The sequence below is a fragment of the Achromobacter sp. 77 genome, from assembly GCF_020541125.1.
In the GTDB taxonomy this organism is placed as follows: domain Bacteria; phylum Pseudomonadota; class Gammaproteobacteria; order Burkholderiales; family Burkholderiaceae_B; genus Achromobacter; species Achromobacter mucicolens.
Window position 1 is genome coordinate 4167416 of sequence record NZ_CP059848.1, and the last position, 11588, is coordinate 4179003.

Sequence of the window (11588 nt, forward strand, 5' to 3'; positions counted from 1 at the left end):
CTGCACCCTTCCGACCGGCGAGCCCGTCACGTGGCTGGGGGGAGGCAAATACCGGCTGCCGTGCGGGTCGGTGGGGGTGGCGGTGGCGCACAAACCACCTGACAGGTGACGGGGCAGGCAGTCGGCACGCGGGCGGCACGCAGCTTGCTGGCCGCCCGGGCATTCACGCCAGGAGGGACGCGAATGAATGCCATCGAACGGGTCGCCGCGTACATGCACGAGCACTCGCTGCAACTGGTGACCGCCGAATCGTGCACGGCAGGGCTGATTGCCGCCACGCTTGCCGACATACCGGGCACGGGCGCGTTGCTGGACTGCGCGTTCGTGACCTACTCGCCGCAGGCCAAGCAGAAGTGCCTGGGCGTGGCGGCGCGTACGCTGCAGCGCCACAATCTGACCAGTGAAGCGGTGGCCAGGGAAATGGCGCTGGGCGCCGCCCGCAACAGTCCGGCGAACGTCGCAATTTCAAACACGGGCGTCACCGACGGCACCGACCCCGACATTCCCGCCGGCACGCAGTGTTACGCATGGGTATTCAAGGCTGGCCCCGCCGATGGCGCGCCCGTCGTCTACACCGAGACGACGCGTTTCGACGGCGACCGCAACGCGATCCGGCGGGCCAGCGCGCAGCACGCGCTGGCCCGGATGATTGCCTATCACGAGCAGTGGCAGAACGGCGCCCCGGCCTCCCCGTCCGGCTCCGGGTCCGGCTGAGCGCCCTCGCTGACTGCCGCCGCGTCCCACCCTCTGCGCAGCGCGGTCGCGAATCCGCCTTCGACGCGTGAGTACGGCCGGGCGCTGGTGGTCACGCGCGGCAGGCAGGACCATGCGATGTGCGCGCCGCCGGCTTCCAGCTTGTCGACCAGGGCCTGGTCCTCGCTGCAGGTCAACGCCGCAAAGCCGCCAATGCGCCGGTACACGTGCGCCGCGACGCCCAGGTTCGCCCCGTGCACGTGCCGGTGGCCATCGCGGTCCTGGTAATGCGCGGCGAACGCACCGCGCGCCCGCTGCGCAAACGCGCCGTGTGCTTCCCATCCCGCGACCGATATCGTGCCGCACACCACCTCCGCGTTCAGGGAAAGCTGGTCGGCCAGCCAATCGGGCGACACGTTCGTGTCGGCATCGGTGAAGGCCAGCCAACGCGCGCCGGCATCCAGCAGATGATGCGCGCCCGCGGCACGCGCGACGCCCACGTTGCGCGCGTGGACCGTCAGCAGATCCACCGGCCATCCGGCGACGATGCCCGCGGTCCGATCCACGCAGTGATCCAGCACCACCGCGATCCGCACCGCTTCGCCGCCAAGCCGCGCATGGCGCGAGGCGCGCAGGACGGTACGCAGGCAGTCCTCGATATGGCGCTCTTCGTTGTGCGCCGGAATACACACGCCGATCATGAATCGCTTCCTTGAGGTTGTCTGCGCCATACATCCAGGCGGAACTCGGGCGCTTCGTGCCGCGCCGTGCACACCAGGCCGGGCAGCGCGCCGAGCGCAGCATGCAGCGCATCCGTGGGCTGCAGACGGTCATCGAAGTCGGGGCGCCAGTGGCAGGCCACCAGTTCGCCGCCGGCGCCCAGCGACGCGTCCAAGCCGTGCAGAAAAGCGCGAAGCGCGGCGTCGTCCAGGTAATACGCCACTTCCGACAGCACGATGAGGTCAAAGCCGTCTGGCGGCACGTCTGGCCACTGCCGCGGCAGGTCCAGCGACAGCACCGCGACGTGGTCCAGGCCCTCGCCCGCCATGCGCTCGCCGCAACGCGCGGCTGCCGCCGGAGCGACGTCGACGGCGCAGACCTGCGCGCACCGCAGCGCCAGGCATCGGGTCAACTCCCCCGTGCCGCAACCCGGCTCAAAGGCGTGGCGATAGTGTTCGCGGCCGAGCGCCGCCAGCAGCAGGCCGCGCTTGCGGCGTTCGTACCAAGCGCTTGCCACGCGCCATGGGTCGGCGTCGGCGCGGTACAGCCGTTCGAAGTGATCCGCGGCTACAGCGCCCATTGCGCGCCCTCATGGTTAAGCACCGCTTGCCCGTGCGCGGCCTGGTCGCGTTCGGCATGGCTCTGACGGATGAAGACGGGCAGATCGGCCATCACCTGCGCAAAGCCGGCGTCGCGGCACAACGGCCCCGCGCCCAGCGCGCGCGCCGCCCGTTCCACCACCACGGCCGCCGCCGCCTCCACGGCCAAGCGGGCTCGCGCGCAAGCCGTTGCGCACGACTGGCGCGGATGCGCATCGATCTCGGCAGCGGTCTCGCGCAGCACTGCCCGCGCCTGCGCCAGGGCGACGTCAACGGCGCCCAGATGCGCCAGGCGATGCGGATCGGCGGACGTCACGGGCAACGCCGCGCGCAGCGACTGTGCAATGTGCACCAGCCCGCCATACCAGCACGCCGCGACACCGGCGCCGCCGTGCAGGAAACCGGGGCGATCCACGTAGGCGCCCGACTTGCCCACCAGCGTGCACGGCACGTGGCTGAAGGCCACGTCGACGCTGGCCGACGCGCGCATGCCCACCGCGTGCCAGCCGGCGTCGGTCACCTTGACGCCATCCTGATCCATTGCCACCGCGACCAGACAGGGTTCTCCGGCCGGATTCCAGCCGCTGACGAGCGCGTGCGTCACGGATGCCGCGCCGGAGCACCAGGCCTTGACGCCGTGCAGCAGCGCCGAACCCTCGGCGCGCTGCGTGATCTGGACGCGGTGATCCGGGGGTTCGGCGCACCACACGGCCCAGCGGCTATTCGCCATCGAGGCCGCGGGCGACGCCTGCAACTCCGCCAGGATGGCGAGCGCATCGGTGTGACCCTCGAACAGTTTGGCCAGGCTGAGATCCGCTGCCGCCACGCGGGCCAGCGCCTGCCACCGTTCGCGCGTGCGGCCCGAAGCGGGCAGCGGCAGCCGGTCGCACCCCTGGTCGACAAGGATCCGCAGCCACCGCCCGGGATCGAGCGGCGCATGGGCATCTGAAAGTGCCTGATCGAGGATGTCCAGGCAGGACGGCTGAGCGGCAAGGCCGCGATGGTCTGTCATGAAAATTGGGGCACCAGGTGCGCAAGAAGATACGCCCTGTTCAGCAAACGTCGTGCCCGTCACGGCGGGGGTGGCGACCACCCCAGCGCCAGCGCGTCGCCTTCCACGCATGCGACTAACGACGCGCCCTGCCCGCCCCGCACCGGATGTCCGCCCGTGAAGTCGGAAAACGCCGGCAGCACGGTGATGCCGGGGCGCAGCCAGAAGGCCGGCCAGCTGCGCGGCACGCCCGGCACGCGCGTCTTCGGATGCACGTGGCCGGCAATGACGTGCCGGCCCTGCGTGTCCGGCGTTGGGAGATGCCGGAAGAGAAATGGGCCGTCGGCCCACGCCTGCCCAAGCTGGCGCATGCCCAGCGCCGGCGCGTCCAGGGCCCGGTCGTGGTTGCCGGCCAGCACCGCCACGTCCACGCCCGCATGCGCCTCGCGCCACGCGATCCACGCATCGCGCCAGGCCGCCTGCGCGGCGGGGCCGTGCAGCACGTCGCCCACGATCAGCAGCTCGGTTGCCTGCGTCGCCGCGATCAGCGCCGACAAGCGATTCAAGTCATCCATCGTCGCGCCGCGCGGCACGGCGATGCCCGCCTGGCGAAACACATGGCTCTTGCCCAGATGCAGGTCGGCAATCACCAGCCGGGACCGCGCCGGCCAGTGCATGGCGCGCGCGCCCAGCAGGACGACGCGTTCGCCCGCCAGCGCCATCGCCAGGCCTGCGTCAGGCGACGCGTGCATAACGCTTCTCCAGTTGCTCGGCGGCGCGCTTGACACGCGCCTGCCACGTCTCGGTGCTGAGCTGTCCGCGCAGGCTTTCGGTCCACAGCGGAAACGACAGCGGCGTGAGCGCGCGCGGTTCGCACAAAGCTAGTTCGCGGCGCTGGCAGTCTTGCAGCGCCGCCAGCAGGCGCGGCGCCTCCAGTTGCAATTCAAAGACTTCGCGCTCCGCCTGCGCCAGCAGAAGGTGATCAGGATCGTAGCGGCGCAGCACGTCATAGAGCAGACCGCTGGACGCCTGCACCTGCCGCAGCGAGCGCGCCGCCTGCCCCGGCAACGACGGCGTCAGCAGGCCGGCAACGCGGGCAATCTCCCGGAACTGGCGGCGCGCCATTTCGCCAAGATTCACGCCCTCGCGCAGGTCCTCGGCCATGTTGTCGGGACTGAGCAGCGCGCGCAGCAGCGCGTCGTCCAGCGCGGCAGGTTCGGCCAAGGTCAGCATCAGGCCGTAGTCATTGACGGTGTAGGAAATCGTGTTGGGCTGGCGCCGTCCCCAGCGCAGCGCGACCATTGCGGCGATGCCCTCGTGCACGGCGCGCCCGGCAAACGGAAACAGGAACAGGTGCGTGCCGCGCCGCGTCTTGATGCGCTCGGCCACCAGCCGGCCGTGGTCGGGCAGCGCGCTGGCCGCTTCCTGAATCCGCAGCAGCGGCCCGACCGCACGCATTTCCGGATGGTCGCCGGGATGGGAATACAGGCTTTCCACTTCGCTCGCCAACTGCGTCGACAAGGGCATGCGGCCGCCCTGCCACGTCGCGACGGGCCCGTCGCCGGCCTTTGCACGCCGCACATAGGCGACCATGCCTTCCAGCCGCACCAGCTCCAGCGTGCGGCCGGCAAACTGGAAGCGGTCGCCGCGCCGCAGACGCGCCAGGAACCCTTCCTCGACGGACCCCAGGCTGCCGCCCCGCAGATATTTCACCGCCACCGCGCCGTCGGACGTGATGGTGCCGATGGACAACCGATGCCGGAACGCGATGCGCCGGTCATGCACGCGGTAGCAGCCATCCTCGTCGCGCACCACACGGTGGTAATCCGGATACTTTGCCAGCGCGCGTCCTCCTTGCACGATGAAATCCAGCACGGCCTGCCACGTTGCGGCGTCGAGCGTGGCGTAGGCATGCGTGCCGCGAACTTCCTCGTACAGTTCGGCGGCGTCGAACCCGCCGCCCAGCGCCAGCGTCACGGCGTGCTGGGCCAGCACGTCCAGGCTGCCGATGGGCGGCATGCGCGATTCGATCTCGCCGCGCGCAATCGCCTGGCGGGCCGCGGCATACTCGATCAATTCCAGCGCCTGCGCGGGCACGCAGACGACGTTGCCCGATTCGCCCGGCCGATGCTTGGCGCGCCCGGCGCGCTGCAACAGGCGCGCCACGCCCTTTGGGCTGCCGATCTGCAGCACCTGATCCACCGCCGGGAAATCCACGCCCAGGTCCAGGCTGGACGTCGCGACCACGCAGCGCACCGTGCCATCGCGCAGACCTTGCTCGACCCCGGCGCGCAGCTTGGGATCCAGCGAGCCGTGATGCAGGGCCAGCGTGCCCGGGGCTTCCGGCCAGATCGATTCCAGCGCGCGATGCCACAGCTCGGCCTGCGCCCGGGTATTCGTGAACAGCAGCGTCGCGCGCACGTCGAACAGGCGCTTGAAGACGCGTTCGAGCTGCGACAGCCCCAGGTGGCCCGCCCAAGGCAGGGCGCGGCTGCGTTCCGGCAGCAAGGTCGAGATCTGGATCTTGCGCGGCTTGGCGCCCGCCACCAGCGCGCTGTCCGGCGCCTGCGGCAGCAGCACCGCGCGCGCCTGCTCCAGATTGCCCAGCGTGGCGGACAGCCCCCACGTCCTGGCGGCCGGTGACAGCTTCCGAACGCGCGCCAGGCATAGCTGCAACAGCACGCCCCGCTTGTTGCCCAGGAGCTCGTGCCATTCGTCCACCACGATGCAGCGCAACGCGCGAAAGCGCAGCGACGCATCGGCGTACGACAGCAGCAGCGCCAGCGATTCGGGCGTGATGACCAGCACGTGCGCCTTGCCCTGCCGCGCCAGCCGCTTGTCACGCGCGCTGGCGTCGCCGGTGCGCAACGCGACCGTCCAGTCGATGCCCAATTCGCTCGCCGTCTGCGTCAATGCCCGCGTGGTATCGGCGGCCAGCGCGCGCAGCGGCGTCACCCACAGCACGCGTGGTCCCTCGCCCGCTGCCGCGCGCAACGGTGTGTCGTCTTCAAGCGCTTCGAGCAGCGGGCCGCCAAATGCCGCCAATGTCTTGCCGCTGCCCGTCGGCGTGTGCAGCAACCCCGACTCGCCATCCAGATAACGGCGCCATGTTTCGCGCTGAAAAGGCGCGGGCTTCCAGCCGCGTGTCTTGAACCACGCGATCAGCGGCGCGTCCCTGCCCCGGGCCCCGCCACTCATCGCGCCAGCGCCTTCAGGGTGACAAGCTGATCGGCCTCGCCCGCAGGCTTGTCGTGCCGCCAGCGCAGGATGCGCGGAAAGCGCACCGCCACGCCGGACTTGTGCCGTTTGGACAGGTTGACACCCTCAAAGCCCAGTTCGAAGACCTGCACCGGCTCGACCGAGCGCACCGGCCCGAAGCGCTCGCGCGTGTGGGCGCGCAGCCAGCGATCCAGTTCCAGGATCTCTTTATCGTCCAGCCCGGAATAGGCCTTGGCGATCGGCACCAGCGCATCGCCATCCCACAGCCCGAAGGTGTAGTCGGTGTAGAGCGTGCTGCGCCGGCCATGACCGGATTGCGCGTACAACAGCACGGCGTCGATGGTGAGCGGATCGATCTTCCACTTCCACCAGTCGCCGCGCCGCCGCCCGCTTTGATAGGGCGCGCTGCGGCGCTTGAGCATGAAGCCTTCGACACCGCGCTCGCGCGATTCCGCGCGCAGTGCGTGGGCCTCGTCCCAGTCCGTGGGCGCCACGGCCGGCGACATGCGCAGCCGCGGATCGGGGTGGCGGCGCAGCAGCGCTTCCAGACGCTCACGCCGCTCTGCCTGCGGCAATTCGCGCAGGTCCTCGCCTTCCAGTTCAAGCAGGTCGTAAGCCAGCATCTGCACCGGCGCCTCGGCCAGCCACTTGGGGCCGGGCTTTAAGCGCTGGATACGGGTTTGCAGCGCTGAAAACGGCATGGGGTCCGTTTGGCCATCCTGCCAGGCCAGCAACTCGCCATCGATGACCCAGTCCACGTTCAGCGCGGCGGCGGCCGCTTCCACTTCCGGAAAACGCCCGTCCAGCCGCTCTTCGCCGCGCGACCACAGCGACACTTCGCCGTGGCGCCGGATCAGCTGCGCGCGGATCCCATCCCACTTCCATTCCAGCAGCCACTCGTCGATGGGGCCCAGAATGGCGGGCTCGCCTTCAAGCGGCGAGGCCAGGAAGAAGGGGTAAGGCTGCTGGCGATCGCCGGGCAGCTCTTCGACGCTGAGCAAGTCGCGCAGGAACGCCGGGCTGGGGGACCACGCGCCCAGCATGCGCTGCGCGATGCGGGCGATGGGCACCCCCGACATCTCGGCCAGCGCCTGCTGCACCATGCGCTGCGACACCCCGACGCGCAGCGCGCCGGTCAGCAACTTGTTGAACACGAGACGTTCGGCATAGGGCAGGCCCAGCCACGCCGACACGACGACCTCGCGCCGCTCGGTCTCGTCGCGATTGGCCACGGGCAGCAAGACCTCTTCGATCCAATCGGCCAGCCCGCGATCGGGCGCGGCCTGTACCGGATCAGGCACCAGCAACGCCAAGGTCTCGGCCAAGTCGCCGACCTGGTCATAGCAGGCGTCCAGCAGCCACGGCGCCGTGCCGGAGGCGTCGGCCGCCCAGGCGCGCAGCTCGCCCACGCCGGCAATCTTCTTGCGCGCGCTGGTGATCTTGCCGCCCGCCAGCAGATACAGCGCCCAGACCGCGTCGCGCGGCGGCGCATCGCGGAAGTACGCCACCAGCGCCGCGCGCTTGTCCAAGGTGGCGGTGCTGCGGTCAAGCTCCTGATACAACCCCGCGAATCGCTTCATGCCTGCGTCCGTTCCCCTGTCGATGATCCAGGATGTTCGTGTCCGTCCTAGTCGTCTTCTCCGTACTGCGTCACCAGCGTCTCCGCGGCGATGCCCGAATCATTCAGCGTCCGCACCAGCGCCTCGGTATCGCCGTGCGTGGCGATGACCCGCTTGGCGCCGGTGTCGCGGATCGTGCGCACCAGATCGGGCCAATCCGCATGGTCCGACACCACGAAGCCGCGATCCATGTTGCGCCGCCGCCGATTGCCCCGCAGCCGCATCCACCCGGACGCAAACCCATGCTGCGCCTTGCGAAAGCGCCGCAGCCACGGGCTGCCGGTAGCTGACGGCGGCGCAAGGATCAGCTCCCCAGCAAATCCCGTGCCCGAGGCGGCGGGGCCGTCCGCGTCGATGACCAGCCGCGTCTCGGCCAGCGGCACGCCCGCCTTGCGGTATACGTCCACGCCCGCGGCGATCGCGCCATGCAGGTAGACCGGGCGGTCGATGAACGGGATCAATTCCGCCAGCACGCGCTGCGCCTTGCCTAACGCATAGCAATACAGAATGGCCGCCTCGCCGCGTGCGGCGCAGTGGTCGCGCCACTGCACGATGTCGCGCGCCACGTCCGAGGCGCTGGGCCAGCGATAGATGGGCAACCCAAAGGTGGCCTCGGTGATGAAGGTGTCGCACGGCACGACTTCAAAAGGGCTGCACGTGGGATCGGGCTGGCGCTTGTAGTCGCCGGACACGACCCAGACTTCGCCCCCGACTTCGATGCGCACTTGCGCCGATCCAAGCACGTGGCCGGCCGGATGCAGCGACACGCGCGCGTCGCCCAACGTGAAGGTTTCGCCGTACGCATGGACCCGGTAATCCTGGTCGCCCAGGCGCCATTGCAGAATGGGCAAGCCTTCGGCGCTGGTGTGATAGCGGCCCATGCCCGAACGCGCATGATCGCCGTGACCATGCGTCAGCACGGCCACGTCCACCGGCCGCCAGGGATCGATATGAAAGCCGCCGGCCGGACAGTACAGCCCTTCCGGACGCAATTGCACGATGTCGCGCATGGCACCTCCCGATCGGCGCGGCGCAAAGGGTTCGCGGCCGCTTGCCTTGGTTATACCCCGCGCCGCCGCGCGAAATCCGCGCCAAACGCGCGCCGCTAACATCCGATGAGAATTTAAAACTTCAGTTGCAGACGAGGGGCGTCGCAAGCAAGTAGTGTGTAGCGGTGGCTCAAAGGAGAAAATATGCGTACAAATCACATCCTCACCATCATTGCCCTGGTCGTCGTGGTTTCGATCGCCGTGTCGGTCGTTCCCTGGTAGGTATCTAGCGACGAGGCCGGGCATGCCACGGAACCTTCATGCCCGCTGCCTTACCACCCGCCTTGATCGAACAGACGCTGCGCGCCGTGGCGCGCCGCTACCGCGTCGCGGCGATGTCCGCACCCACGCGCGGACTTGAAGATTCCGACCCGGCGGCGGCGCTTGCCGCCGCCATCGAAGCGGGCCGCGCGGCGTTGATTTCCGGCGCCGAGCCCCAGCGCGAGCATCAGCATCTTTTTGTCGATGCGCTGTCGCAGTTGATTCGCGACGCCCTGCGGGACCCGGGCGGAGATCCCGTTTTCCAGGCCATGGTCCTTCGCCATCAGAGTGCGCAGGTGCGCGAACATGCTTCGCTATCGGCGCACGCGGGCGCGGACCGGCGCGCCGTGCGCACGGCGGTGGCTGCGTTTGCGCATGCAGGCAAGCGTCGCCGGATGCCCGCCGGGCCGTTGGCCGATGCGCTCGCGGACTTGGATGGCGCCTGCGCCGCCGGCGAATGGCGCGCGCTGACGCAAGGCGTGCAAGCCCTGCATTGCGCACTGGCGTCCGATGAGAAGGCGGACCCAGCGCTTGCCGGTCAACTGGAGGGGTTGCTTCGCGATCCCGCCTTGGCGCGTCTTCGGCGTCAAGATGACTTGGCGTCGGATCCCCTGGTTCAACGCTATCAATCCCTGTGGCAGCGCCAAGGCCCACGCACCGGCACGCCCGAGGCCGCCGCCCAGGGGCTGCACGCCCGGCGCCGCGGTGGGGCCGTCGAGGCGCGCGCGCAAGCGTCAATTGCCGCGCTGGCCCAACACCTTGCGCAGGCGGCTGGCGAGACCTATCGGGTGGCGACGTCGCTGCGCGTGCCGGCATCGATACCCGGCAATGCCGACCGCGCCAAGAGCGAATGGGACGTGGCCCTGCTGCGCCAGTCGGGTGGCGATGCGGCGGACCCGGTCTGGGACGTGTGTCTGCTGGTGGAGGCCAAGGCTTCCACGGATGCCGCCACCACGGATCTGCCGCGGTTGCTGCGGGGCCTGCGGCTGCTCAAGCATGCCGATGCGCAGACCACTTATGTGTTCGACAGCCATCAGGGGCCCCTGCGGCTGCGCGGCGCGGCGCTGGAAGCGCTGCCGGCGGACCCTGACGAACTGGCCAGCACGATCCTGTATTTCTCGGACGCGCCCGCAGAACCCGCGCCCCGGCTGCTAAGCGCCGCGAGCCGCATGCAGCTGCTGTCCGCGCAAGAAAGTCTGGACTATGCCAGCCAGACGATTGCGGGCGAAGCGCCAGATTCGCAGACGCTTGCGCGGCTATGGCATCAACTGCTTGCGCAGCCACGCTGGAGCCCCGTGCTCAATCAGTTTCCGTGCTTGCAGCAGGTGCGGGCGTTGATGGTGCATGCCGACGATCTTGAGGCGGCCATAGCGCGGTTGGGTCAGGACGGCGTAAAAGCCTGATCGCTCGCGGCGGGAAGCGTCCCGCCCCAGTCCCGCGCATGCCGCTCGATGTGCTCGCGGATGAAGTCGGCAAGCACGCGCGTGGCCATCGACGGAAAGCGGTTCGGTGCAGTCAGCAGATAGATGGCATCGCCCACGCCCTCGGGCTCGAACGTGGGCAACACCTGAACCAGCGTCTGATCGCGCAGCATTTCCCACACGGCGTAGCGCGGCAGCAGCGCCACGCCCAGGCCCGCCAGCACCGCGTCGCGCAGGAACGGATAATCGCCCGACTGCAGCCGCGGCGCCACACGCAGGATCAACGGATCGCCGTGCGCCTGCTTGAGCCGCAGATCGAAGCGCCGGCCCAGCGATTGCGGCGCGATGAGGTCGCAACGGCCCAACTGTTCGATGTGCCGCACCGGCCCGTTGCGCGCCAGAAAGCCGGGCGATGCGCACAGGCACCACTGGATGCCGCATAGCCGCCGCGCCACGTGATCCTCGGGCGGAGACGAGGTGATCTTGAGCGCAATGTCGACCTCGGCGGAGATCAGGTCGCCGATGCCGTCGTTGATGTGCACGCGCAGCGCGATGTCGGGATGGGCGCGCGCGAATTCCAGCAGCACCGGCGCCAGATAAAGATGGCCCAGTCCCGTAGGCAGGCGGATGCGCACGTCGCCGCGCACCGCGCCATCAAGGCTGTCGATGGCCGCCTGCACCGCGCGCATCTCGTCCAGCAGCCGGATGCCGTGCTGGTACAGCAACTGCCCCGCCTGCGTCAGTTCGACATGGCGGGTGGTGCGCCGAAACAGTTGCGCGCCCAGATCGAGTTCCAGCCGCTTCAACCGGTGCGACATGTTCGACCGCGTCATGCCGCAACGCTGGGCGGCCGCGCTGAGATTGCGCGACTCGACCATCGCGACAAAAAGCCTGACGAGGTTCAGGTCCGGCATATTGTCAATCATGATTCACCATTCCCGGCACAAACCGATGGATTGTCCAATGCGTCGGCCGAGTCTAGCATCGTCTTCATTGCCCAAGACCCCTTGCCGAGG

At 69.3% G+C, this 11588-nt stretch carries 10 protein-coding genes; 2 read left to right on the top strand and 8 right to left on the bottom strand.

All coding sequences use genetic code 11. The annotated features are described in order from the left end of the window. The first annotated feature begins 183 nt into the window (after window positions 1-183). The gene (locus H4P35_RS19330) at window positions 184-714 is read left to right on the top strand and encodes a CinA family protein (protein ID WP_226846594.1); all 531 of its coding nucleotides are present in this window, start codon (window positions 184-186) and stop codon (window positions 712-714) included. Here H4P35_RS19330 and H4P35_RS19335 read toward each other — a convergent pair. From H4P35_RS19335 to H4P35_RS19365, 7 genes are read right to left on the bottom strand one after another with little or no spacing between them, the layout of a single operon-like run. Continuing rightward, entirely contained in the window at window positions 657-1394 is a 738-nt protein-coding gene (locus tag H4P35_RS19335) for a glycosyltransferase family 2 protein (RefSeq protein ID WP_226846595.1), read from the bottom strand. The two genes, H4P35_RS19330 and H4P35_RS19335, sit on opposite strands and share 58 nt — an antisense overlap. Then, entirely contained in the window at window positions 1391-1993 is a 603-nt protein-coding gene (locus H4P35_RS19340; RefSeq protein ID WP_226846596.1) for an SAM-dependent methyltransferase, read from the bottom strand. Before H4P35_RS19340 ends, H4P35_RS19335 begins: the two co-directional genes overlap by 4 nt. Then, a complete protein-coding gene (locus H4P35_RS19345) occupies window positions 1981-3024 on the bottom strand; it encodes an acyl-CoA dehydrogenase (protein WP_226846597.1) in 1044 nt (347 codons plus the stop codon). The genes H4P35_RS19340 and H4P35_RS19345 overlap by 13 nt, the downstream gene beginning before the upstream one ends. Window positions 3025-3083: 59 nt before the next feature. Continuing rightward, the gene (gene pdeM / locus H4P35_RS19350) at window positions 3084-3755 is read right to left on the bottom strand and encodes a ligase-associated DNA damage response endonuclease PdeM (RefSeq protein ID WP_226846598.1); all 672 of its coding nucleotides are present in this window, start codon (window positions 3753-3755) and stop codon (window positions 3084-3086) included. Continuing rightward, a complete protein-coding gene (locus tag H4P35_RS19355) occupies window positions 3739-6201 on the bottom strand; it encodes a ligase-associated DNA damage response DEXH box helicase (RefSeq protein WP_226846599.1) in 2463 nt (820 codons plus the stop codon). The genes pdeM and H4P35_RS19355 overlap by 17 nt, the downstream gene beginning before the upstream one ends. Then, on the bottom strand, window positions 6198-7802 hold the full coding sequence (locus tag H4P35_RS19360; RefSeq protein ID WP_226846600.1) for an ATP-dependent DNA ligase: 1605 nt from the start codon (window positions 7800-7802) through the stop codon (window positions 6198-6200). Before H4P35_RS19360 ends, H4P35_RS19355 begins: the two co-directional genes overlap by 4 nt. Window positions 7803-7849: 47 nt before the next feature. Further along, entirely contained in the window at window positions 7850-8851 is a 1002-nt protein-coding gene (locus H4P35_RS19365) for a ligase-associated DNA damage response exonuclease (protein ID WP_226846601.1), read from the bottom strand. Window positions 8852-9150: 299 nt separating this feature from the next. Between H4P35_RS19365 and H4P35_RS19370 the strand changes: the two genes are divergently transcribed. After that, window positions 9151-10554 carry a 3-deoxy-D-arabino-heptulosonate 7-phosphate synthase gene (locus tag H4P35_RS19370; RefSeq protein WP_226846602.1) on the top strand — a complete coding sequence of 468 codons (1404 nt, stop codon included), beginning with the start codon at window positions 9151-9153 and terminating at the stop codon, window positions 10552-10554. Here H4P35_RS19370 and H4P35_RS19375 read toward each other — a convergent pair. Beyond that, window positions 10533-11498 (bottom strand): LysR family transcriptional regulator, encoded by a 966-nt coding sequence (locus tag H4P35_RS19375; protein ID WP_226846603.1) that lies wholly within the window; start codon window positions 11496-11498, stop codon window positions 10533-10535. The two genes, H4P35_RS19370 and H4P35_RS19375, sit on opposite strands and share 22 nt — an antisense overlap. Window positions 11499-11588 lie beyond the last annotated feature (90 nt).